This window comes from Chryseobacterium sp. NRRL B-14798 (assembly GCF_050470705.1).
Classification (GTDB): domain Bacteria; phylum Bacteroidota; class Bacteroidia; order Flavobacteriales; family Weeksellaceae; genus Chryseobacterium; species Chryseobacterium cupriresistens.
In genome coordinates this window covers 2,031,620-2,056,266 of sequence record NZ_JBFLUL010000005.1, presented here as the reverse complement: position 1 = coordinate 2,056,266, position 24,647 = coordinate 2,031,620, and the positions used below count along the sequence as shown (strand labels likewise).

The 24,647-nt window shown below is 35.6% G+C and carries 26 protein-coding genes; 7 read left to right on the top strand and 19 right to left on the bottom strand.

What is annotated here, in order from left to right; genetic code table 11:
• Positions 1-8: 8 nt before the first annotated feature.
• From AB1278_RS09705 to nrdD, 4 genes are all read right to left on the bottom strand, one after another.
• Positions 9-2,240, bottom strand: coding sequence for a molybdopterin oxidoreductase family protein (locus tag AB1278_RS09705; RefSeq protein ID WP_411412964.1), 2,232 nt, complete (start codon positions 2,238-2,240; stop codon positions 9-11).
• 11 nt (positions 2,241-2,251) lie between these two features.
• On the bottom strand, positions 2,252-3,307 hold the full coding sequence (locus AB1278_RS09700; RefSeq protein WP_309871959.1) for an MFS transporter: 1,056 nt from the start codon (positions 3,305-3,307) through the stop codon (positions 2,252-2,254).
• Positions 3,308-3,553: 246 nt separating this feature from the next.
• Positions 3,554-4,024, bottom strand: coding sequence for an anaerobic ribonucleoside-triphosphate reductase activating protein (nrdG, locus tag AB1278_RS09695; protein ID WP_120231276.1), 471 nt, complete (start codon positions 4,022-4,024; stop codon positions 3,554-3,556).
• The gene (nrdD, locus tag AB1278_RS09690) at positions 4,011-5,804 is read right to left on the bottom strand and encodes an anaerobic ribonucleoside-triphosphate reductase (RefSeq protein WP_227942461.1); all 1,794 of its coding nucleotides are present in this window, start codon (positions 5,802-5,804) and stop codon (positions 4,011-4,013) included. Before nrdD ends, nrdG begins: the two co-directional genes overlap by 14 nt.
• A gap of 378 nt (positions 5,805-6,182) precedes the next feature.
• Here nrdD and AB1278_RS09685 point away from each other — a divergent pair, with 378 nt between their 5' ends.
• From AB1278_RS09685 to AB1278_RS09670, 4 genes are all read left to right on the top strand, one after another.
• The gene (locus tag AB1278_RS09685) at positions 6,183-7,268 is read left to right on the top strand and encodes an NADH:flavin oxidoreductase (protein ID WP_429814018.1); all 1,086 of its coding nucleotides are present in this window, start codon (positions 6,183-6,185) and stop codon (positions 7,266-7,268) included.
• Between the two features lie 162 nt (positions 7,269-7,430).
• Positions 7,431-7,796: a DsrE family protein gene (locus AB1278_RS09680; RefSeq protein WP_042721867.1), complete on the top strand. Its 366-nt coding sequence runs from the start codon at positions 7,431-7,433 to the stop codon at positions 7,794-7,796.
• A gap of 76 nt (positions 7,797-7,872) precedes the next feature.
• Positions 7,873-8,760 carry a helix-turn-helix domain-containing protein gene (locus AB1278_RS09675; protein WP_227942463.1) on the top strand — a complete coding sequence of 296 codons (888 nt, stop codon included), beginning with the start codon at positions 7,873-7,875 and terminating at the stop codon, positions 8,758-8,760.
• A 7-nt stretch (positions 8,761-8,767) separates the two neighbouring features.
• On the top strand, positions 8,768-9,235 hold the full coding sequence (locus tag AB1278_RS09670) for a nucleoside deaminase (RefSeq protein ID WP_227942464.1): 468 nt from the start codon (positions 8,768-8,770) through the stop codon (positions 9,233-9,235).
• Between the two features lie 3 nt (positions 9,236-9,238).
• On the opposite strand, the gene AB1278_RS09665 is transcribed toward AB1278_RS09670, so the two are convergent.
• The 5 genes from AB1278_RS09665 to AB1278_RS09645 form a co-directional block, all read right to left on the bottom strand.
• A complete protein-coding gene (locus AB1278_RS09665) occupies positions 9,239-9,868 on the bottom strand; it encodes an NUDIX hydrolase (RefSeq protein WP_042721856.1) in 630 nt (209 codons plus the stop codon).
• Positions 9,869-9,938: 70 nt separating this feature from the next.
• The gene (locus AB1278_RS09660) at positions 9,939-10,610 is read right to left on the bottom strand and encodes a DsbA family protein (RefSeq protein WP_277694255.1); all 672 of its coding nucleotides are present in this window, start codon (positions 10,608-10,610) and stop codon (positions 9,939-9,941) included.
• 113 nt (positions 10,611-10,723) lie between these two features.
• The gene (locus AB1278_RS09655) at positions 10,724-11,608 is read right to left on the bottom strand and encodes a helix-turn-helix domain-containing protein (RefSeq protein ID WP_411412963.1); all 885 of its coding nucleotides are present in this window, start codon (positions 11,606-11,608) and stop codon (positions 10,724-10,726) included.
• A gap of 179 nt (positions 11,609-11,787) precedes the next feature.
• Entirely contained in the window at positions 11,788-12,360 is a 573-nt protein-coding gene (locus AB1278_RS09650) for an NAD(P)H-dependent oxidoreductase (protein ID WP_395973986.1), read from the bottom strand.
• 466 nt (positions 12,361-12,826) lie between these two features.
• Positions 12,827-13,192 (bottom strand): winged helix-turn-helix transcriptional regulator, encoded by a 366-nt coding sequence (locus tag AB1278_RS09645; RefSeq protein ID WP_395973988.1) that lies wholly within the window; start codon positions 13,190-13,192, stop codon positions 12,827-12,829.
• Positions 13,193-13,405: 213 nt separating this feature from the next.
• On the opposite strand from AB1278_RS09645, the gene AB1278_RS09640 reads away from it, so the two are divergent.
• From AB1278_RS09640 to AB1278_RS09630, 3 genes are all read left to right on the top strand, one after another.
• Positions 13,406-14,362, top strand: coding sequence for an NADP-dependent oxidoreductase (locus AB1278_RS09640; RefSeq protein ID WP_395973990.1), 957 nt, complete (start codon positions 13,406-13,408; stop codon positions 14,360-14,362).
• Positions 14,363-14,468: 106 nt separating this feature from the next.
• On the top strand, positions 14,469-15,218 hold the full coding sequence (locus AB1278_RS09635; protein ID WP_395973992.1) for an SDR family NAD(P)-dependent oxidoreductase: 750 nt from the start codon (positions 14,469-14,471) through the stop codon (positions 15,216-15,218).
• A 92-nt stretch (positions 15,219-15,310) separates the two neighbouring features.
• The gene (locus tag AB1278_RS09630; RefSeq protein ID WP_395973994.1) at positions 15,311-16,108 is read left to right on the top strand and encodes a carbon-nitrogen hydrolase family protein; all 798 of its coding nucleotides are present in this window, start codon (positions 15,311-15,313) and stop codon (positions 16,106-16,108) included.
• 752 nt (positions 16,109-16,860) lie between these two features.
• On the opposite strand, the gene AB1278_RS09625 is transcribed toward AB1278_RS09630, so the two are convergent.
• From AB1278_RS09625 to AB1278_RS09580, 10 genes are all read right to left on the bottom strand, one after another.
• The gene (locus AB1278_RS09625) at positions 16,861-17,352 is read right to left on the bottom strand and encodes a hypothetical protein (protein ID WP_395973996.1); all 492 of its coding nucleotides are present in this window, start codon (positions 17,350-17,352) and stop codon (positions 16,861-16,863) included.
• A gap of 319 nt (positions 17,353-17,671) precedes the next feature.
• On the bottom strand, positions 17,672-18,214 hold the full coding sequence (locus AB1278_RS09620) for a hypothetical protein (RefSeq protein WP_411412960.1): 543 nt from the start codon (positions 18,212-18,214) through the stop codon (positions 17,672-17,674).
• A gap of 638 nt (positions 18,215-18,852) precedes the next feature.
• Positions 18,853-19,293 (bottom strand): RidA family protein, encoded by a 441-nt coding sequence (locus AB1278_RS09615; RefSeq protein WP_429814007.1) that lies wholly within the window; start codon positions 19,291-19,293, stop codon positions 18,853-18,855.
• A gap of 64 nt (positions 19,294-19,357) precedes the next feature.
• The gene (locus tag AB1278_RS09610; RefSeq protein WP_227942476.1) at positions 19,358-20,266 is read right to left on the bottom strand and encodes an alpha/beta fold hydrolase; all 909 of its coding nucleotides are present in this window, start codon (positions 20,264-20,266) and stop codon (positions 19,358-19,360) included.
• Between the two features lie 116 nt (positions 20,267-20,382).
• Positions 20,383-21,204 carry an alpha/beta fold hydrolase gene (locus tag AB1278_RS09605; protein ID WP_429814004.1) on the bottom strand — a complete coding sequence of 274 codons (822 nt, stop codon included), beginning with the start codon at positions 21,202-21,204 and terminating at the stop codon, positions 20,383-20,385.
• Between the two features lie 226 nt (positions 21,205-21,430).
• Complete coding sequence (locus AB1278_RS09600) at positions 21,431-22,255, bottom strand: helix-turn-helix domain-containing protein (RefSeq protein WP_429814001.1); 825 nt, start codon at positions 22,253-22,255, stop codon at positions 21,431-21,433.
• A gap of 186 nt (positions 22,256-22,441) precedes the next feature.
• Positions 22,442-22,687, bottom strand: coding sequence for a hypothetical protein (locus tag AB1278_RS09595; protein ID WP_429813998.1), 246 nt, complete (start codon positions 22,685-22,687; stop codon positions 22,442-22,444).
• 198 nt (positions 22,688-22,885) lie between these two features.
• Entirely contained in the window at positions 22,886-23,482 is a 597-nt protein-coding gene (locus tag AB1278_RS09590; protein ID WP_429813995.1) for a Crp/Fnr family transcriptional regulator, read from the bottom strand.
• A 252-nt stretch (positions 23,483-23,734) separates the two neighbouring features.
• Positions 23,735-23,920, bottom strand: a complete 186-nt coding sequence (locus AB1278_RS09585) for a hypothetical protein (protein ID WP_047433500.1) — start codon at positions 23,918-23,920, stop codon at positions 23,735-23,737.
• 354 nt (positions 23,921-24,274) lie between these two features.
• Positions 24,275-24,637, bottom strand: a complete 363-nt coding sequence (locus tag AB1278_RS09580; RefSeq protein ID WP_429813992.1) for a hypothetical protein — start codon at positions 24,635-24,637, stop codon at positions 24,275-24,277.
• Between the last annotated feature and the right edge of the window lie 10 nt (positions 24,638-24,647).

The following is a 24,647-nucleotide window of genomic DNA, read 5'->3' as shown; positions in this document are numbered from 1 at the left end:
TTTAAAATTTAATATTGAATATCTCTACTTTGGTTAGCCAATTCTTTTGAATTTTCTCCTTTTTTACGCCCTGTTTTCTCCAATTTGCAGGCACAAACTTTAAATTCCGGTATCTTTGAAACAGGATCTAAAGCATCAATGGTCAACTGATTGACAGAATTCACACCGCCCCAGTGATAGGGGATGAAAACAGTATCTTCCCTGATTGTTTCCACCACATTTGCAGGGAACAAGGCACTTCCTCTTCGGGTAGACACTTTGATCAGGTCATTTTCCTGAATGCCATATTGTGCAGCCAATTTAGGATGGATCTCAAGTAATGGTTCTGGATAAATATCTACCAGCTTTCCAATTCTTCTTGTCTGTGAACCACTTAAATACTGACTTACTACTCTTCCTGTTGTCAATACAATCGGATATTCTTCATCCGGCTCCTCCATTGGTTTTTTGTATGGAGTCGGATTAAAATGTGCTTTTTTATCATTTGTATTGAATTGTCTATCTTCCCAAAGTCTTGGAGTTCCGGGATGTTCTTCACTAGGGCAAGGCCAGAAAATCCCCAGATTTCTTTCTATTCTTCCATACGTGATTCCGTAATAGTCTGCCGCACTGCCTTTGGAAGCTCTTCTAAGTTCATTGAAGGTTTCTTCGCTGTTTTTATAGCTGAATTTATCGGCTTCACCTAATCTTCGTGCCAGTTCCATAATGATTTCGCTGTCACGCTTAGCTTTTCCCGGAGGAGCTACCACAGCTCTAATTCTAATCACTCTTCCTTCTGCCGATGTAGTGGTTCCTTCTTCTTCTTCCTGCAAGGAGCCTGCAAGAATTATATTGGCGTGACGTAAGGTTTCTGATAAAAAGAAATCGATTCCTGCATAGAATTCCAGTTTTTCCAGTGCTGCACGAACGTTATTGTTATTCGGTAAGGAAACCAATGGATTGAAACATATCGATAATAAACCTTTGATCTCTCCACGATTGATGGCTTCAATGATCTCATAAGCACTCAGGCCTTTTCCCGGCATATCTTCTTCTTTGATGCCCCAAATATCAGCAACAAATCTTCTGTGTTCTGGATTTTCAATGTCTCTGTTTCCGGGAAGCTGATCACATTTATGACCATGCTCTCTTCCGCCCTGCCCATTTCCCTGTCCTGTAATCGTTCCGTAACCGCAATACGGTTTCCCGATCCTTCCGGTTGCCAACACCAGATTGATACAGCTGGAAACATTCTGAACACCTTTAGAGTGATGTTCTATCCCACGGGCATGCATCAAAAAACTGGTTTTAGCTTTTCCCCACATTTCTGCAGCTTTGTAGATCAGTTCTGCAGGAACACCGGTTACTTCTTCTCCCCATTCCAGAGTACAGTCTTTCACGGCTTCGGCAGCTTCTTCAAATCCTGAAGTGTGATTATTGATAAAATCATGGTCGAGCCAATTGTTATCAATTAAAACTTTCAGCATAGTATTGGTAAGTGCTGAATCTGTTCCCGGTTTAATTGGCAAATGGATATCTGCAGTTCTTGCAATCGGGATCTGACGCGGATCTATCACTATTAATTTTGCTCCGTTATCGCGGGCTTCCCAGATTTTATGTGTTAAAACAGGAAAACATTCGCTTACATTGGCTCCAGTAATGATGATTACTTCTGCATGAGCCAGATCAGCCCAACTGTTGGAAGATCTATCCATCCCAAAAGCTTTTTTATTTCCTGCTCCGGCACTCACCATACAAAGGCGGCCATTATAGTCAAGGTTGGCAGTTTTCAGAGCGACACGGGCAAATTTCCCTATCATATAGCTTTTCTCGTTGGTAAGGGATACCCCGGAAAGCATAGCAAAAGAATTTTTTCCGTATTGTTCCTGGATTCTTCTAATCTCTTTCACCACTACGTCATACGCTTCATCCCATTCGATCGGAACAAAACCTTTTCCATCCACTCTTTTGTAAGGTGAAAGCAAACGATCGGGGTGATTGTCCTGCATATATCGCTGAACTCCTTTCGGACAAAGTCTTCCTTCATTGAACGGAAAATCATTCCAGGGTTCAAAGCCAACAACTTTTTTGTCTTTTACTTTTAGTTGAATTCCACACTGCAAACCGCAAAAACAACAATGCGTTTTTATCAATGCATCGGGATTTTGTGGATTTGATCGTACAGTTCCTTTGTTAGGATAGTGTTGATGTGGGCCAAATATATTGATGATCTCGTCAGCTGATACGGGTAATTTTGCCATTTTATTCTATTTTAACCAAAATATTTTCCTGATTCTTGTCTTGCTTTAAGGTGCGCTTTGGCTAGCATTGCTCTTTTTCCTTCGGGGCTGTAATCCAAATAGCTTTTGCCATCTTCGCGTACTAAATCAAAGCCCATTTTTTTTGTGATTTCCTTCAGGTCATCAATATGCATTTTTGTGGTGTATTCGTCGCCTGTATGCGGACAAACCTGCATTCCCCTTCGTTTTCCTTCAATTTTATAGATATTTGCTCCCACTTGTGCTGGTCGCTGAAAGATGTGAAAGAACTTTCCAAAAGGGATCCACATAAGGAACATAGCTACCGTAATGGCATGGGTAATAGCCATAAACTGACTCATTTTTCCTTCGAGATAGGTATAATCAAACCAAATTCCCAATCCTGTCACAGAAACAGCTACCAATAAGATCAAAGGAAGCCAGTCTCTTTCAAACCATTGGGTAGCGATAAGACCTTCATCCACGAATCTTCTGTGCATCATAATGAGACAACCCACGATAACCATGATCGAGGTCCAAACCAGAATATGGAAAAAGAAAACGGCTATGGCAGTATCGAGAGGAAATGTCATCACAGTAAAGCCCATCATATGGGTTTCATACTGATCTATGGTTCCTGGTTTTAAGGTGAAGTGCAGCCATCCAAATGTAAGTCCGAATGTGACCATAAATGAGATGAGACATCCTGTAGCTAAAAGGAAATGTCCTAACCAACGCGTTTTACCTCTTGGAACGATGAATTTCTGAAAAATGATGTTACGAACAGATAAACGGATCACTTCTTTTACATAAACCGGGTAATCTTTACTGAAAATAAATTCCCAGGTACGCTTCCAGTATTTCTGTGTTGCCGGACGCTGTTTCCATACCGAATGATGATAGACAACTCCGAAAGTCATGCTGATCGTTCCGAAGAAATAAATGATCAAAGCGGCATCAAAATTCTGTAGATTTACCGATCCTATTACCGTAACGGCAATGACCACTAATGTGGCAATGATGGCATTAATAAATGCTTTTTTATTGATCTTTGTGAAAATGCTGAACATCTGTATAAGTTTTTAATGGTCATTCACTTAGTTGCATGCAGAATTAATCTCTGTAACAAAGATACAGTAATCAGATATTAAAATAAGACAAAAATATCTTATTTTAATTCATTCAAAATAATTTTTGAAGAATACACACCATATTCAACTGAAAATCAAATATTTAATACAAACATGATTTACATCATAGATCTAAAATCCAATCTAGATCCATAAAAAAGTACTGTAAAACAGTACTTTTTCGATTTATTTATTGTTAAGGAAATAGCCATTCAAAATCCTTCCCGTGGTGAGATCTTTCAATACCTGATTGGTGCTTATGCTGTTAAGTCCTCCCAAGTCTGCGATCCACTTCCCTGTTTTTAAGTAATCCAGATTTTCCAGTAAAATCGGATGTTTCCTTTTCATTTGTTTTTCGTTCAATCCGGTATAAAGACCGACTTTTAGCTTTTCTCTTTTTGTCATGGAAATCAGAGCAATGAGTTCAGAATCTACCCATTCCCCTCCCATAAAAAGAACACAGGTAATCGTTTTTTTATATTTCGTGATTAAATTCCGAAAAATATCATGAGTAAGCTCTGTTCCGTTTTCAGGATTCCACAGATGTTCTGAATGGCAACCTTCACACGCTAATTGACAGCCTGTAATGGTAAGACATAGTGAAACCTCATCAGGAATTTCCTGCAGAACAATATCATAGCTATCATACTTCAGCATTCCCGTAATATCTTCTTTTTTCTTCTTTCTGGCGATCTTTAGAGAAGTTGGTGACTTTTTTCAGATAACCGATCACACGTGTAGCGTAATCAATATCATCAGACTGACATTCTGTACAGTGATCCATCGTTTTTTTGTTGATATAACCGCAACTATTGCAAACCGTCACTTTTATATTGAAGCAGAAATAATTACATCCTGTATACGCAGCCACATTCAATAGTTTTTTAAAACCTTCCTGGGTAGGATATTCTTCAAGATTGCAATGATAAGCAGAGCCTCCGTCAAGATACTGTATATACTCGTTTCCGTGAAGGAAGAATTTATCGATTAGGTTTTGGCTTTCATCTTCAACAATATAGAAGTAAGAATTGTAGCAGTCTCTCGGAACGTACAGCCAGTCTTCTTTATCCCATTTGGCATTTTTTACACCCAGGTTTTCGGCAGGAACAAATTCTGTATTGAACATATATCCATATTTTTCTTTGGCTTCTTTATTTTTCGTAAAAATCAGTTTAAGATTTTCATTGATGAAGTTTTTGTAGCGCTCATTATCTGAAATTTCAATGCCCAGAAATTCTGCAGCTTCCACCATTCCGTTGATCCCAATGGTAAGGAACTGTTTGTCAAGAGAAATGAAACCCGCATCGTATACCGGAAGCATTCCCGCATTCTTATAATCCTGAATAAGACTTCTGAAAGCCACTTGATATTTATGAATATTATCAATCATTGTCTCTAACGGAATTTCTTTCTGATAAAGACGATTCATATTGATGGTGATTACATTGATGCTTCCTGTAGATACTCCTCCTGCCCCCAAAGAATAGCTGAATGTATTGTCTGATATTTCGTTTCTCAGTCTGCAACAACTTGCCAGAGAATCAGCGTTTTCGGACTGATAAATGAAGAATGAATTTCCTTCGCTCAACTCTTTTGAACAGAAATCTGCAAAGGCCTCATCATAGACTTTTTTGTCCCTAGTGAGCATTGCTGCCGTAATTACAGGGAATGTGAGTACTGCTTTGCAACGTTCTTTATTGAACCATTGCATGAAAAATTGCTGAAGTCTGTCCAAAAAGAAATAATCAGGCTTGCTTCCATCAGGAAAAAAGAATGTTCCGAACATTGAATCGAAGTAAGGTCTGTCGTACAAGGAAATATTCCAGAAAACGGACTGGTAACCGCGGGCTGCAGCCGGCTGATTGATAGCGTATACAACGTGTTGAAGCTCATTTTCAATCATTTCGGCATGTGTTTGAATATAATTTTCACCAAAATCTTTTCTTGCAAAGTGATCGAAATACAGCAGAAATTCCACGGTCGCCACAGCACCTGCGAATTGTGAAGATACTGAAAAAAGAAAATTCACAAAGGAGCCACAGAAACTGCCCAAATGTTTGGGGGCTTTAGACTCGCCACCAAGCTTTGTCAATCCGTCCAAAAGCAACGGATACATGGATACACTTACACAGTATGGTTTTAGACTTGTTTCATCATGAGCATAGATTTCATGTTCTTCCAACTGTCTTATATATTCTTTGGCAAGGCTTGCTCCAAAGAGTTCTTCTATCTTATTACCAATAAGATTGCGATTGATCTGGATGTTGATATCTTTGTTCAATTCTGCTTCCATGGTTGCAATATTTTTGGTGGAAACATTCGCGTTCGAGTCAAATATTGCTCCACTTGCGGCATTTTGAGATGCCAAATAGTTTTCAATGAAATTGCATTTGTTGGCCAACTGCTGTTCTGTAAGTCTTGTGAATTTGTTTTTCATAATATTCATTTAATAAGATATAAAGATGTTAATGTCTTTTATTTAGATAGAAGAAAGTTACATTGCCAAACAGGAAAATCCAGTCCAAATGAAACAGGCTTCCAAAATATCTGCTGACAAAAATATAAAATAGTTTACATACTCTTTATAAACACAACTATTTTCATTAGATAATTTAGTAAAATTTGCATCCTTTAGATTCGATCTGTAGATATTATTATTAAAAGAATTTAATTTAAAGTATAACTAGTGTGTTAATAAACCAATCTTATAGAAACATCCATTACAACGTAAAAATAATCCATTTTTAAAGACCTTGTAAAGATCCAACTTTGTAACAGATAAAATTGATAAATAAAACCATAAAATTTATACAAAATGTCTGTTTCTGATTTATTTAAACCCCTCATTTTTCTGCACGGTTCGCCGATGAGAAACCGTTTTATGTTGGCTCCCCTGACCAGTCAGCAAAGTGATTTTGATGGTACAGCCTCCAAATACGACCAAATATGGATGGAACAATTGGCAAAGGGCGGCTACGGATTAATCCAAACCAGCGCATCTACAGTAGAAGCCGGAGCCATTGCATTTGAACGGCAGTTGGGAATTCACAGTGATAAACATTTACCTGGATTAACGAAAATGGCAACAGCTATTCGTGGAGGGGGAGCTTTATCGGCTGTACAGCTTCATCACGCTGGACACCGAGCCAAACCAGAGTTTGGAGGAATTCCGGCTCCTGCATCAAGCAAAACATTGAAAGATATTAAAGCAATCTCAACCGAAGACGTGGAAAGAATTCGTGACAGTTTTATTGAAGCGGCAAAAAGGGCGCAATTATCTGGTTTTGATGGCGTTTCTGTTCACGGTGCTTTTGGTTGGATTTTGTCTGAATTTCTCTCACCAAACCTGAATGACCGAACCGATAAATATGGAGGAAGTATAGAAAACCGGGCACGATTCACCATTGAAGTGATTGAAGGAATTCGCAAAGCTTGTGGAAATGATTTTCAGATTGGATGGCGCTTGTCGATTGAACGATACGGACTTCGTTTGGAAGAATTACGTGAAATTACCACCGAAATTTTTGATAAAGAATTGATTGATTATCTGGATTTGGCACTTTGGGATTCGGCTCAGCTTGTAAGGGAAGGAAGTTTTAAAGGCAAAACGATGTTGAGTGTTTTTACAGAGCTTCCAAGAAAAGGCGTTCGCCTGGGTGCAGCCGGAAAAATTATGAGCGCACAGCGGGCCGGAGAATTACTGGATGAAGGTTGTGATTTTGTGTTGATTGCCAGAGCTGGAATCCTTCAGAGGGATTTTCCGCTTCAGGTAAAAGCGAATCCGTTGTATGACAGTCCACAGTTGCCTGTAACAGCCGGTTTTCTTCGTGAAGGCGGACTGAGTGAACGTTTTATTGAAACGATGCGAGGCTGGCAAACTTTTGTAAAACCCGGATCATAATAAATTTGAATTTTACTTTGAGCGAACTTTTTAACTAAAGTTCGCTTTTCTATGAATATTAAAGGACCAACTAAAAAAAATCTCCATTACAAAGTAGAAATGATCCATTCTTTAGCGTACTTTATTCCCACATCTTTGCAGTGTAAATTAAATTTTTATACAATGAAAAAGACAGCAATTATTATTCTTTCTGACCCAAAGTCTGGATCGGAAGAAGCTTTAGGAAGAGTGTTCAACGCTTTGGCTTCGGCTTACGAATTCAAGCACGCGGGTGAAGATGTGAAAATTATTTTTCAGGGAACAGGAATCAGATGGCCGGAACAATTGGAAAAAGCAGACCATCCTGTTCACGGGCTTTACAATGAAGTGAAAGATTATGTTCATGGTCTTTCGAAAGGTTGTGTAGCAGTATTTGGGACGGAAATTTCCGGGTACGAGTTATTGAACGAAAACGAGGTTCCTGGAACACCTGGTTTGCCAAGTTTCCTTAACCTGAGAAATGAGGGTTACGATATTTTGATTTTCTAATCTTGTCTTAAAACTGCTCTTTGAAATTTTTAAAGGGCAGTTTTGATTTAAAAATAATAATTAAATTGCAGAAACAATGCTATCACAATCTGTCTATACTCTCGTGAACGAGCAAAACGGAAATCTGGCTTTCAAACTTTTTGAGTTTGATAACAACAGCTATTTTGACCATATTCAGCGGAATAATTATTTTACTTTAATCCTGATTACTTCGGGAGAAGGCGTTGCGACGGTTGACCTTTGCGATTATTCTTTCAAGGAAAATACGCTGTTTGCATTTTATCCGTATCAGCCTTTTATGCTACAGTCTGCGAAGCCGATTATGGGAATTTCGATACAGTTTCACCACGATTTTTTCTGTATTTACAGGCATCATAAGGAAATTGCAGCGAATGGAATTTTATTCAATAATGTTTATCAACAGCCGTTTATTAGTTTAAACGAATTTAGTAAGAGTTCCATTTTAAATTTGATTAACGGAATTGCTAATGAACTTAAAAACGATGCTTTCAGAAAGGATGAAGTTTTGATTTCTTATTTAAAAATTTTGCTGGTTACGGCGACAAGAATTAAACTGGAACAGCAAACGATTCAAAATTCTGAAACGGTAAATATTAAGCAGCAGTTTATCATTCAAAATCTTAAAAATGCGATTGAAGATAATTTCAGAACTAAACATTCAGCCAGTGATTATGCGGATTTATTGAATCAAACTCCGGCTTCACTGGCAAGAATTACAAAGAATCATTTCAATAAAACCCTTTCTGATTTAATTACGGAACGAATTATTATCGAGGCTAAAAGAGAATTGTATCTTACAGACAAAACAATTAAAGAAATTGCCTACGAATTGGGCTATGAGGACGAATATTATTTTAGTCGGCTTTTTAAGAATAAAACAGATGTTTCACCACAGATTTATAGAAATACTATCGGTTTCAACAGAGGAGCAGAATCTAATTAAAATAAAAATGAATAATTACAATCAATACATGCTTGAATGCATCGAACTTGCAAAACAAGCTTTGGAAAAAGGAAATCCGCCAGTCGGATCTCTTTTGGTTTTTGAAAACAAAATTATAGGCAGAGGAATTGAATCTGGAAAATCAAGCGGAGATATTACGCAACACGCAGAAATTTTAGCGGTAAAAGATGCTTTAGTAAATGGTTACAGAGATGTTTTGGAGGAATCTGTTATGTTTTCAACTCACGAGCCTTGCATAATGTGTTCCTATCTTATCAGACATCATAAAATTGCGAAATTGGTCTTTGGAGTTTCTGTTCCTTTTGTTGGCGGACAATCTTCTGAATTTAAAATTCTTGAAACGGAAACGGTTCCCAAATGGGGAAATAGGCCTGAAATTGAATCGGGAATATTGCAGCACGAATGTGAGTTATTGAATGAACAGTTTACAGACTATCTTGCAAAACAGAAGTAAATACTAAAGTTTCAGTACGGTCAAAAGTTCAACAATTATTTTAGCTGTTGCACCCCAAACCTTATGGTTATCAACTTCATAATAAGGCGTTGTCACCAAATCTCCGGGAATACTGATTTCACTGCAACCGATAATATTGGGGGCTGAAAAGTACTCCAACTTTAATTCGAAAATTTGTTGTACTTCCCGAGAATCAGGTTTAAAATTTGGCCGATATGGAACATAACCAACTACAGGTAAGACATTGAAATCACTTGGGCCGATAAATATTTCGGTTAATATTCCTAAAATTTTGACCTCATCAGAATTTACTCCGATTTCTTCCTTTGCTTCACGAAGTGCAGTTTGGATAAGATTTTCATCAGTCAACTCAAATCTTCCTCCTGGAAAACCAACCTCATTGGAATGAAAACCATCGTAAGAATTCCTTAAAATCAAAGGGAAATAAATTTCATTATCGATTGGATATAAAAGCATCAAAACCGCGCTTTTCCGCGTTTTTCGTGTTGGTCTTAAAGTCAGATAACTTGCAGAAAGAGCTTCCATTATTTGATGTGCTTTTTCTCCTGGAAGTGTTTTATGGAGATTTTTCTGAATCTTTTCAATCAGTGAAGAAAAATTTTGCTTTTTCATAATTGCAGTTTTAACAGATTAAAAAAGTCGGCTAAATCCACTGTTAATAGATATTAGCCGACTCATCTTCTCAACATTCACAGGAAATATCCGAACAAGATTGCCCGCTAAAAGATTCCGGGATAAACATTGTTGTCAACCTTTCCTCAATAATTTCTTTTAAACTTTCAAAAGACTGAAAACCATGAGTCAAAACTTTCACAGTTCCGTTTTCCAAAGTCAGTAAAGTTGGAAATCCCTTTACGCCTAATTGCCTGCTAAATTGAAATCCTTGAGCAGTTTTCAATTTTATCTCTTCCGAATGAAATCCTTCTAAAAAAGTTTTTTTTTCAATTCCAAGTTCTTCTGCTAATTCTGCCAAAACCCCATCATTGGTAATATCTTTTCCTTCCACATAAAACGATTTTTGCATCAGGCTTAAAAATTCGAAATCTTTCTCCGGTAAAAACCTTTGGACTACTACTAAGGCCCTGCTCGAAGGCTCTGTATCATAATGAAAACTATCAGAAACAAACTTCATCGAATGGTCGAAATACTGACCACTGCGAAGACTTACGCTTCTCCAGTGATATGCTAGGAAATCTTTATACTCTTTTGTCACTTTCTGTGTGCTTCCCGGTGCAAAACCTCCTGAAATAATCTGTAAATCAATATTCGGATAGCTTTCTTTCAGTTTTTTCATCACCGGACTAAAACCGTAACACCAGGAACACATTGGGTCTGTAAAATAATACAATTTCATTGTTTTAAATTTTAATTGTTTTAAATTTATAAGACAAAGTTCAGCTTGTTTTGAATGAATTGATTTCTTAAAAAGTTCAAAAACTATCGTGAAAAGTTTAGAATGATTTTGTGCTAAAGTTGCTTTTGCAACTGTTTCGGTGTGTTTCTATATTTCTGTTTAAATGATGCTATAAAATGAGCGGGAGTTTCAAAGCCGACTTCATATGCTATTTCCGTAACGTTCTTTTCTGATTTTTTTAATAATTCGTACGACTCTTCCAATCTACGCTGCATAATCCATTTTCCGGGATTTGTTTTAAAGGTCTGCATAAATTTTCTTTTAAATGTTGACAAGCTACAATTGGCAAGAAAAGCATATTGCTCAAGAGAAATATTCTCTTTGTAGTTATTCTGCATTAATACGACCAAATCGGGATTATGATGATTATCAAGACTGCGTAATCGTTTTTCAAAATGATAACCATTTGGGGCAGAAATCAAGATCTGAAATAACTCTCTGATTTTAAATGGCAATAAAATCTGTAAACGATCTTTATCCTGACTTAACTCGAAATAAGATTTAAGCTGATCAATCACCGAATTCATTAATTTATCCTCCTCAAGCAACGCAATATCTCCGTTAAGACAGTCTTCACCCTGTGTGTCCGAAGTATTTTTACAATCGAATATTGTATCTATTTGGGATTGGAGCCAAGTATCAGAGAAAAAGATAATTATTGATTCGTAATCTTTTTCTTCATCTTCGATTTTGTCAGAAACCAGATAAGAACCTTTTTTCATAAAAAAACCGGAACCTGCCGGAACAACCCTCTTCATTCCACATCCCAAAATCTCCTTTGTACCTTGCAGAACAATGCTAATCATATTCATGTGAACGCACATATTAGCTCTGATAATTTCCTTAGAAGTCTGATAATACATCACTTGGATATCATCATTCCAAGATAAAACCTTGGAATTTTCTTTGATAATTTTACTGCAATTGAGATCGTTCATTTGTTCAATAATTTTCGTTCTGTGATCTGTAAAATTGATGAATCTGAATCTGATAAAAAATGGATAATTTTCACTTTGTAATGGATAAATTTTGTTGAAAATACTTTTATAAATTAAAAAAGAGAGGTATAATAATACATCTCTTCTTGCTAATTCCGGTTGCTAGTACATTTAATTTATTATTGCAAATTAAGCAACACTGTCTCTTCTTTTTCAGGATTAAAGCGATTCAAAAAATCCAGATATAAAAGTACGCTTCTTTCCACCCATTCTTCCGATGGCTCGAATGTCATTCCGTAGTATGCAAAATAGGGCTGATAGTCGGCTTTTATCCAATCAAACATTGCTTCATAAGGATGAGTGAGATCATCAAGATTAAATTTCAAAGGCGTGCCGCGTTGTAAATGTTCTTCTTTCAAACCTAATGAAATAGCCAAAGCGACTTTCTTTCCTCTAAACTTAAATCCGCTTGAACTCCCATATGCCCAACCGTGTGTAAGAACTTCGTCCAGCCACTTTTTTAATAATGCTGGAGCACAATACCAATAGTATGGGAATTGAAAAATGATATGATCGTGCTCTTCAATTAGTTTTTGTTCTGCTGCAATATCAAATTTTTGATCAGGATAAACTTTATGTAATTGATGTATTTGGAATTTTTCAGGATATTTTTCTAATTCTGTAAGCCATCTTTTGTTGATGACAGAGTTATCCATATCGGGATGCGTGATGATAATTAATGTCTTTTTCATTTTAAATTTTTAGTATTTAATTAAGTTTTGATAGACAAAATTAGATCATGATTTGAAGCACTTATTTCATTAAAAGTTCAAAAAATACTGTAAAAAGTTCAGAGTTATTATTGGGATATTGGTAACGTTGTTGTTTTGATTTGGTATACTAAAATATATAGTTGTCATAATTTAAAGGATATTAAACTTGAAACAAGTTCATTTTTATCCTGCAAATTAGACTGAGGAAGTCTGGTTATTATCCAAGATTCCAAGAGTTTTGAGTTTAGCATTAGATGCTAATGATTTATCCGGAACATTGTTTGTGATCGATTATAATCCAACCTCTCAACATACAAGCGAATTGCTAAATATCATCTCTACTCGACATCAAACCCAACGATCTGTATCAAAATCTTGCCATTCTTTCCTCAATACTGACCTTCTTTGGATTTCAAATTTAACTTCTCTTTAGTGTTTTGGTAAATCATTGTTTACTATCTAAACTTTTATCGGTTATTAGTCTTTTATGCTTCTTTCCCCACTCGATCATATCAGTAATTAGAATGCCATATTCCTTTGCATACTCTGTGAATTCATATTCAATCATTGAAGGGAAATCTACATCAACGATTCTTGTAATTAATTTATTGGCTTCGAGTTCTTTTAAATTTAATGATAACATCCGTTTTGTAATTCCCGGAATGCTTTTTTCAATGTCGCTAAAACGCTTATTGCCATTACAGATAGAATAGATAATAGGTAGTTTCCACTTCCCCCCGATTACATAAATTGTGTCCTGCAATGCCTTTATATCCTGAGCGTCAATTTTGGTTTTTACACATTCTTTCATATTCTTAAAATCTTTATTGTTTAATTATTTTAACAAAATAAGTTTTGCTTTTGTCCAATAGGCTTCGTCCATTTTCAATTTCAAGTATCAGCCGTGATACCGGTTACAAAGTTATACCTAATTGCTTATAACTTTGCATAAGTAAATGAGATAAAGGATCAAAATTTTATAAAAATTTATTCAAATTCTCAACAACATTATACAATTACTAAAATGAAAGCAGTCATATTAAAAAAGCAGGGAAATGTCGACCAACTATCAATGGCAGAGCTTCCCATTCCAACACCTAACGATAATGAAGTGCTCATCAGAGTTCATGCAATAAGCATTAATCCTACAGATATCTATGCACGGCAAAACCCTGCATTAGACTACATATTTAACAATGAAACACCCAAAATATTGGGCTGGGATGTTTCTGGTGTAATTGAAGCTGTCGGAAATAATGTCAGCACCTTTACTATTGGTGACGAGGTGTTCGGTCTACTCAATTTTCCAACCTTTACTACAGCCGGACACGCTAAAGCTTATGCAGAATATGTAGTTGCCAATATAGTTGACATTACAATAAAACCTGCTAATATTTCCCATGATGAAGCAGCTGCTGCAGGCATGGCAGCATTAACTACCTGGCAACCGCTCATCAAAAATCCTATAAAAATGGGCGACCGTGTGCTTATAACCGCAGCCGGTGGCGGTGTGGGGCATTTTGCCGTGCAATTTGCCAAATATTTTGGAGCTTATGTTATTGCTGTAGCTTCCGGATCAAAAAAGGACCTGGTGATCAGCCTTGGAGCAGATGAATTTGTCGATTATCAAAAGACTGACTTCTTAGAAGTAATCGAACCGGTAGACTATGTTATTGAAGGCTTACGGGATGAGCATATCCAAAAAACCCTTAGCATAGTGAAAAAGGGAGGTACATTATTAAGTCTATGGTCTCACATTGATGGAAGCGGATGGGAAAAGCGTGCTAAAGAATTAGATGTGCATGCGTACTATAATGCTGTTGTTTCAAATGGAAAAGATATGACGGCCATTGCAGGATTAATGAAAGAAGGTTTAGTAAAATCACATGTTTCCAAAAAGTTTAAACTTGAAGAAATAGCACAGGCCCATACGGAACTCGAAAAAAACCACACTGCAGGTAAAATTATCGTCAATCCGTGACGATAAACCTTCAGTAGACGTCTTAGAAATTGTATATGATCAATGATACTTAGACCAGGTATCTATAAACTAATATTAACAAACTTTAAAATAAAAATCACATAAAATGTCAACATTAAAAGGAAAAGCAGCCTTCGTTACCGGAGGAACTCGCGGAATGGGGAAAGCAATCGTAGAACGTCTTGCAAAAGAAGGCGCAATAGTGGCTTTCACTTATTTAAACTCAGAAAACAGCGCACAGCAAATCGTATCTGATATTGTTGAGGCCGGAGGAAAAGCATTAGCCATAAAAGCTAATGGAGCAATTCAAGGAGCCGTCGAAAATGCTATCGAAAATGCAGTAGCAGCATTTGGCAAAATCGATGTTTTGGTCAATAATGCTGCAGTAGCCGTAAACGGTCCGATTGAAACGGCAAGCGAAAGAGCAGAAGCATATAATAACCAGATCGATGTAAATATTCGTTCTGTTGCCGAAGCAGTTAGAACTGCACAGAAATATATGCCTGACGGAGGTAGAATCATCAACATTGCCTCGGTTGGTGGAATCAGAATTGGCAGTCCTGGCATGTCTGATTACATCGCGACAAAAGCTGCTGTCTCTGCATATACAAGAGGTCTAGCTTGGGATCTTGCTCCTAGAAAAATTACTGTCAACAGTGTAGAGCCGGGAGCTACGGAAACAGATATGCTGATTAATGCCGATGAAAATATACGCCAGTATCTCATGGATTCTATTCCGTTAAAGCGCTTTGCGCTTCCAGAGGAAATAGCGTCCCTAGTTAATTTCCTGGCTAGTGATGAAGCAGGATATATTACAGGCAGCAACTTTAAAATTGATGGTGGAATTTCTGCATAATTGATTTCGCAACAATATAAAACAGGACAAAGTTTTAAAACTTTGTCCTGTCCTTTAAATAATCCTTTATATAGTATTAAAAATAGCTAAGTATGAATGTTACGGTATGTGAACTCAGCAATGATAGAAGTGAATTTTTAGAAGACTGGCGAGAACTTCAAATTTATCTCGCTCAAAATAAGACAGATTTACTACTCTTACCTGAAATGCCTTTTTATTCCTGGTTTGTAATTAACAAGGAGGTTTCAGAAGATATACAGCAAAAAAGTGTAGAACAACATCAACTTTGGATCAAGGAAGTAGAAAAGCTTGAAGCAAAGTATATTGTTTATTCTACCCCTGAAATTGTTGGTACAAAATTTTATAATACGGCATTTGTATTTCAAAGAGGAAAAGGACATAGGAGAATTCATACCAAAGCACTTTTTCCGGAAGAAGATCATTTTTGGGAAGAAAGCTGGTTTGACAGAGAAGATAATATTTCCTTTGAGACAGTTCAGCTTGATGATTTGAAAATTGGTGTGCTCATGTGTACTGAGCTGTGGTTCACAGAAAAGGCCCGTCAATATGGAAAACAAAATGCAGATCTATTGTTATGCCCCAGAGCAACGGGGAAATCCTCTGTTGAACAATGGCTAACTTGTGGAAAAGCTTCTGCAATTATATCCGGGACATATTGTTTAAGTTCTAATCGCTCAGGATTCAGTGATGATTTCGAATGGGGTGGTACAGGCTGGATTATAGAACCGATGACGGGTAACTTATTGGAATCAACCACCTCAGAAAGAAAATTTGTAACCCATTGCATAGATGTGAAAAGATCAGTCCAAGCAAAGAAAGAATACCCCCTCTATGTTAATACTAACAAACGGTACCTCGAAAAGGAGTAATTTATCTTTTCTTGAAACCTTTAAAAACTCTGATAAATGCATCATCGTAAAATACCTTTGCAAATTTAGTATGATTATCGGATAATATTAATTCTGATACCATCTCCAATAATAAAAAAGTGTAGAGCAGCATCAGCTTTGGATGAAGAAAGAGAAAAAACTGTTTATTAAGATTTGCAAAACTAATCAATAAAACCGCATTCTGATTTTACATAACTTTTCAGATACAACAGGACTTTCAATTTCTATTTACCTAACAAAAACAGAATAAATGTATGGAGAAACGATACTTAATAATCAGTAAAATATAATATAACCCTTAGTGTCTTTCAAACCTATATAAACAACTCCTGCTTTTATTCTCTGGATAGAATAAAATAGCAGGAGTTTCTGGGAACATTTTTTTCTTTATTGTTGTTTTTAGAATCTTATAGTGTTACTTCAAGGTACTTAAAGCTTAGTGACTATTAAGTAACCATAATTATCACTTCCGTTCGGTCTATTCATTTGACATGTTAGGGTATTATAGCTGTCTCCTCCGGCATAATTAACAAACAGCGCCACTTTTTCATTGACTGTAGTACTCTGATAAGCAACAATAAGTTTCTATGGATTAGCATAACCATAACTGCTACTATGAATTCCTCCTGTCGCTCTTCTTCGGGCAATCGCATAATCTCTGAAAATTGTATTTGTAGTATAGACAGAGGTTCCGCTATTAGCTGTATCATATTTATGCAATTTGCCCTGTACTAGATGAAGTTGTTGGAAAACCCGGTACAAAGCACTGTCTGATACATTTCAAAAAGATATACACCAGGCTCAGGAATCGTCAGATAACTTATATTACTAACAGACTGTGAGTTTACCGTTCCTGAAGCATCGGTTCTGAACCCAAAACCAGTCGTATTACCTAGAACATCTCCCCCTGCAGGGAACGGTATATTGGTATATATATTTGTATTAAAAAGCGAAAAGCTCCCGAATGACGAGCTTCGTTTAAAATAAAAATACTGGATTGTTGCAGGCTTAATCTTGGCTGCACCAGTCGCATCAACAGCTAACGGGCTGTAAGGGGAAGACAAAACCTGCAGATTTTCATGTTTCACATCAGTCTTTACATGCAGTAAATCAGTTGGTAAAGATGCTCCTGCATTAATTCCTATATTTCCATTACTTTGGAGTTTAAATAATTCTGATCCATCTGAATTTTTAACTTCCAAGGCTTTAACACAATTCTTCATCAAGAATTTTTTCAACTACATTATTAGTAACAGTTTGTTCTTCTGCTCTTAAACTGTCACTTAGCAGCGAGCGCTTTAGTGCATATTCATTCTCTTTCTCCTTGTCGTTAAGTCCTTTATAAGCTTCTGAAATTAATTCATATGATTCCAGATTTCTTTTTCTTAGATTAGCTTTAGTTGTGATTTCTAATGAATGAATGAATTAAATAAATAATTCAATTCCTTTCCATACTGCTTTTTTCTGATGTATAGTTTCCCGAAAGCACGTAGCACATTAGCCTTACCTTCGATCGGAATTTCCTTTTTGAACAATAATTCATTAGCCTTTAATATAAAATTCAGCTGAATCAATATTCTTTTTTTGAAAATGTTTGTTAGCAATAGTTATAAACAACATAGGCATGGGAGACTGCATACATTTTTTTTCATTACTATATACTGAATCCATCATCCCTAAGACCTGAAAGCTAGTTCGTTTCCAATCATAGATACCATATAACCTTTTCTCTCTTAGCTTTTTGTCTTCTATTTTTTGTGCATAGGCAAATGCGATATCAAAAGTTCTGATCGCCTGCGAGTGCATATTTAGTGAATTATAATTGATACCATAAGCAAAATACAAATATGCTAAAAGGTTATCATCATCTTCTTTTTCAAGTTCCTTTTTAGCAATCTCTAAAAAATCCAGACTCATTTTGTTTTTCTTGAGTAAAGTCAGAGCATAGGCAATATTGATGTTCCCTCTTATCTTACCTTTCTTATAATCCTGTTTGCGAGCAAATTCAAGACAGATTTTTTCTTGCGAAATTATTTGTTTTAATTCACCACTTCTCAACAGTTTAGTAAAAACATCTGTCTGCAAACTGTCAATTTTATGTATTGAGAGTTGTGGCTTATATTCTAAAAAAGAAAAAATGATCCCTAAACAAAGTACTTTTCTAAAATAAATCATAACAATATCTAATATTGAATTAATATTTCAAAAAGCTATATTTAATCCTCTTATCAATAGTAATATATATCTTTTCCAGATCATTTGAAAAAAATTTATAGTTATTAAATAGGGGTAATTGTAATCTTTTTTGCATACATTTTTAGGTTTTAACTTTATAACAATTTAGATGTCTTAATTTATATTATTTTAATTAACAAATAGCTATTTAAAATAAATTTAATTCTAAACTATAATAAATATTCAAAAAAATATAAACATTTATATAATTAAAATCACAAGTGTATCAAGTATGCACAACCAACAAAAAAATAAACTTTTTTTAGCAAGGTATACTATATTTGAAAAATACACATTGTAGAAAATTCGACCGCAATCTATTAGTAGTGAAACTGATATTTTATCAAAACCCACCTTTAAACAAGTAATTATCTTCTGATATGACGATATTATTTTTTTCCATTAACATCTTATTGTCGGGGGTTCACTAGTTATTTTATAACTATAAACATAATCTTAATATAAATCTGATAAATCTATCAAAACAATTAGTTTTTCTGAGTGGCAATGCATTCTATTTCGATACTTGCATTTCTTGGTAATGACTTTATCTCAATTGTACTTCGTGCCGGAAAGCGGTTTTTGAAATAATGATTATATATCTTATTTACTGTCTCAAATTGTTTCATATCCGTAATAAAAATGGTGGTCTTGGCAATATGATCAAAATCTGAATTATTATCATTGAGAATAATCTCCAAATTTTTAAAAATCTGGACGGTTTGAGCTTCAATTCCGGATTTCAAACTACCTGTCTTTTGATCAAGACCAATCTGCCCTGAAACAAATATTAAATTCCCAAATCTGATTGAATGACTATAAGGTCCTATCGGATTTACCAGATTAGTATGTTTTACTGCTACAATCGTTTTTTTTGTACTGCATGACAACAATGTTAATGTTATGAAAAGTAATATAAATCTGTGCATTTTGGTTCATTTGATATTAAAAAAAGAGGTTAGCTTTCTAGACTAACCTCATACTGTACTTATCCTATTTTTTGATGAAGTTCAATAATTCGGTATTAAATTTATCCAACTCTTCAATGAACAAGGCATGACCGCTTTTTTCAAAAGGTACTAACGTTGAGTTTTTAAGCAAAATATTCATTTGTTCCGCAAGATCATAAGAACAGATTTTATCCAGCTTACCGTGTAAGATCAAAGTAGGAATTGTTATTTTCTTCAAATCATTACGCAAATCGCTATCCCTCAGAGTTTTTAATCCCTCAGCCATTGCATAAGGTGATGCCTGAGCCTGAATGCCTCCCAACCAAGCACCATGACCTTGGGAAACGCTGGTCTCATTAGCTGGAAATATCTTACCGAATGTGGCGAATAATTCCGGACGGTTAGTGTTGTTTAGGTGTATCAAACCATTGACATCTTCTTTAGTCCACAGGCCATAATTAAAGTCTGCCCTTTTTGTCCAGATCGGTGCTGCTGCCCCAAATAAAGCCATTTTTGAAACGTGGGCCGCATTGTATTTGGCTACATAGTGAATCACTGTAGCACCACCCATTGAAAATCCGCCGATTGTAGCATTTTTAACATCCAATTTGTCCAAAACAACCTTGATATCATCTGCAAATACATCATAATTATATTTGCCTCCCGGTTTGTCAGACAGTCCGAATCCTCTTAAAGTGATACCAATCACACGATATCCTTTTTGGATAAAATCGGCATACTGGTATTCATACATGGCATCACTCAATGGCCATCCGTGAATTAAAACAATAGGCTCTCCCTCACCAAGGTCCGTTACATGAAGTTTCACATTTTTCTCTACTTCAATATATTCTTCTCTTCCAAAGGCTGCTGGTGTTCTTTTTGTTTGTGATAAAACTGTGTTTGAAATTAATGTTGTAAATAATACGACTGCTAAAATTAAATTTTTCATGTTTCTTTAAATATTTATTATTGTTGTTATTTTGACACTACAAAGTTGCTCTTATTCCTCAGGCCTTCCAATGGACGGCTTTCGCTTTGAATTGTACTTTTTGTCTCTCTTGATTTCTATTCTTTTATAAATGATAGGATATCCTTGTTGATTACATCAGCATTGATGGTAGGCATGCCGTGAGAATAGCCCGGATAAATGATCAGTTGGCTATTTTTAAGAAGTTCTGCAGCCTTTACTGCCGTAGTCTGATAAGGCACAATCTGATCATCATCACCATGGAGTACTAAAACAGGTATTTCCAGACTTTTTAGGTCCTTTGTAAAATCGGTCTCAGAAAAGACTTTGATACAGTCATATTGTGCCTTGATACCACCCATCATTCCCTGTCTCCACCAGTTGTCCTGTATACCTTTTTTAATAACCGCATCTTCTCTGTTGTAACCGTAGAAAGGCACTGTAAGATCCTGATAGAATTGCTGTCTGTTATGAAGTGTATTATGGCGGATATCGTCAAATACAGCAAGTGGCACCCCTTCAGGATTATTGACATCAGCAATCATATAAGGTGTAATTGCACTTATTAAAACCACTTTAGATACGCGGTTTTTTCCATATTGGGCAGCATATCTTATTGCTTCGCCACCACCTGTTGAATGACCTACGTGGATCACATCTTTTAAATCCAGGTACTCTACCAATTCTGCAACATCCGCTGCATACGTGTCCATGTCATTACCCTTATAGGTTTGAGTCGATCTTCCGTGCCCTCTTCTGTCATGGGAAACAACTCTATATCCTTTTTCCAGAAAGAACATCATCTGTGCATCCCAGTCGTCGGATGACAATGGCCATCCATGGTGAAAAAATATCGGTTGCCCTTCACCTAAATCTTTGAAATAAATTTCTGTTCCGTCTTTTACTGTAAACTTGTTCATGTCTTTACTATTTAATTGTTGTTATTGTTCCTTTTTGTTATTGCAAAGTTGGGGTAATTCCGAAGGCGTATCAATGGATGGTTTTCGCTTTGAATTGCACTTTTTGCCCCAACAGGAACCAGTAGTATTATGAACAATCTGTTTTTGGGGACAAGTAAGGTGTAAATATGAAAAAAGCACAACCGATCAGGGCTGTGCTTGTACTGGATATTGGAGAAATACCTGGTTAAAACTGCTTTCTAAAACTGGTTGGGGATATTCCCGTGTGTTTGGTGAAAAAGCGGACAAAATAGGCGTCGTCTTCGTAATTCAATGTGTGGGCAATCTCTTTGACACTCATTGTAGTATGTACTAAAAGACGCTTACTTTCAAGTATAATACGGTTTTTTATAATTTCATTTGGTGTGTCTTTACTAACCAGGCTTATTTTTTTACTTAGATTTTTTGGAGTAATACAAAGCAAATCAGCATAATCAGCTACAGTATGGAGAGTCTTGAAATGCTGTTCTACCAATTTGCTGAATTTCCGCAGAAATTGGACATCGGCCTGCTGTATATTGTCTGCCAGCTGATGTTGCTGCTTCCAGATGCGTGTAGATTTAAGAATGATCAGTTTTAACAATGTCCTCAGCATTTCTTCTGTACCGGAATCTTCATTTTTCAATTCGGACTGAATATCACTGATGATCTTTTGGATATCAGCAGACTGTTCTTCATTTAAATTGATGAATGGAATTTCAAACACATTGTTATACAGAATACCATCACAGGCAACTTCATGATCATGAATTTCCACACAGTAAAAGTCCCTGTTAAAATGCATCAATTGCCCTCCAATAGTTTCACAGGGCTTTAAGATGACATGGGGATTAATAAATAATAAGGTATCTGTTTTCATTTCAATCTCCTGAAAATCCACTTGTATAATAGCTTTTTGTGGAATGAACAGGACTTTGATATGTTCGTTAATTTTGTTGAGGGTATCGTTTTGAACGGAGGATTTGCTAAATTCTAAATTCCCAAATTTTTTAAATGAAAATTCCTTTATCATTATAATGATTTAAAATTGCTATGTACATAAACTTAATTAGAAGTCTACTGTAAAAATAAGTAATAATATAACAGTAATGTCAACAGTATTTCTTTATTATCCAAGAGTTCATTATACTTTAGTTCCAATTACTTTCATGTATCTAAAGTAATCTGGTTATCTGGCTTTAATTAATGAGTTCCGTAATTAATCAATAGTAACAGAATCAAATCCTGAAACTTGTAATTCATTAGGTGTAGGAATGTAGGACCAGCAAATTACATCCATTTGAAAACCTCCCATGGCCTGCCATTTCTGAAGCTCAAAGTCATAATAACCCAGATCAAAATTATCTAAATCTTTATCGTACAATAAAACAGTTCTTGAAAATTGCTCTCCTTCTACCTTGGCAGGAAATTGATCCACTGGATTAAATTTTAGTTCTTCATTCATAATTATAGTTTTTCAAATAGTAAAGATCTGTTCAAATCAAATTTAACACTATTTTCTGATTCTTTTTATTATATGGTAGAACGAATGTTTGTAATCATTTAAAAACCTATGCACAGGATTATGATGATATGATCAGAGATCGTTGAAGATCTGGTAGATACTTTGGATTTACCTAACCAGGGTTACTATAAAAATACATTAATAGAAAATCGTTCGTCCATCAAGCTTCAGAATCTTTTCTTGTGCCATTTTTTTAATCGTCCGTATTACTGTTTCGACCCGCAAACCTGTCAAATTGGCAATTTGCTGCCTGGTAAGTGGAACAGGATAAGAGTAAGGATTTTGTTTTAAGGAACTATCCTTATAATAATCCATTAATGATTTTATTTTCGACACCGGGTCAGTGGATGAATTGTTGAACAGCATCACATACTTATCGAAAAGACGGTCTGACAGATGACGGAAAATTGTAAACATCAATTCTCTATTGGTACTCAACATATTCAGAAAGTTGGATTTTGGTAATTTCAGAATTATGCAGTCAGTTTTAGCGATGGCATTCATCGGATAATTCTTATTGGCAAAAAGTAAAGATTCTCCAAAACTCTGACCTTCCGAGAGGATATTCAGGGTAAATTCTTTTCCATCCTCGTGATAATTATTCAGTTCTACTGTACCCTTAACAATCTGGAAATAATAGTGGGGAACACCTCCCATTTCAAAAATAATTTCCTTTGCGGGATAATCCTCGTAAACGGCTCCATTTTCGAGCAAAAGATTTTCATCGATGATCATATTATCTATATTTTGTTATGGCTCCAAATGAATATCTTAGCAAAAATTGGCAGTAACGTTACATACAAATTTTGGGCCATTCATATGCAAAAAAGCCCTTCAATAAATGTCTCAATGACCATCTGTCTAACTCCTAAAAATCAGATATCGATCTATTGGCTGCCCAAATAATTACTAAAGACGCTCCAATATCCGCACCTGTAGCTTTTTAATTTTTCAGACTGCTCTCAATCTTCTTTAAAAATAACGTATTTATGCCTCGTCTTTAGTATTTTTGACGAGACCAATCCCCGAAAAAAAGAATATCAGTCCAAGAACTCCGATCACTCCTAAAGTCGTATAGGCTGAGCTTTTATTAATCAATTCATATCCTGTATAAATCAAACCTGCGATTCCTAAAACAGTCAGTATTGTTCCAAATGTGCGTTTAACGTTCATAACAGTATTTTTTTTTAATAATAGTACTCTACAATTTTTTGCCAGTTACTTGCGCTGATATTTTTGAGATTATCAGCACAGCCTTAAAAACAGTTTTCCCCTATTCAGTTAACTGAGATGCGAGGTTAAAAACTATGCTCCGAACTTTAAGGAAGGCTGATTACTTTTCCCTCTCTTTTTTGTTTGTTAACTACCATCATATGATTAATATCCGGCAGTTAAAAAAATTGCAAAAATTAAGCCGTTTGGATAAAAATATTCTTTAACAAGTGGGAAATGTCATAGTAACAATCCTATTGAATTCTATTTCGTTTTTTTATATATGTAAAAATCGAGTTAAAGTTCCGCTTGGAATTATGGTTGTAGACCAGAAGCATTAATAGTTAATCCCCATTTATTTTTCATATAATCATGTAATGGGGTATCCCAGAAGTAAGGAGGTGAGCAATACTCACTTATTTCTGGAAGGATCCTCTGAATCCTTTCTTCATAGATAGGATTTTCTTCAAATTTATCTGATATCTCTGAATACTTCTCACTTATAAAACGTATAAGCTCATTATCTATGAGTATTCCTTTCTTCTTTAATTGATCCAGCTTTTTAAAAAATTCAATTACAACCTTTTTATATTGCTCATCATCAATAGTTGAAAGAGATTCAAAATTCAAATAAGTATCTATAATATTATTAATTTCTGTTATTTTAGTAGTTTCCATAATCTTATGC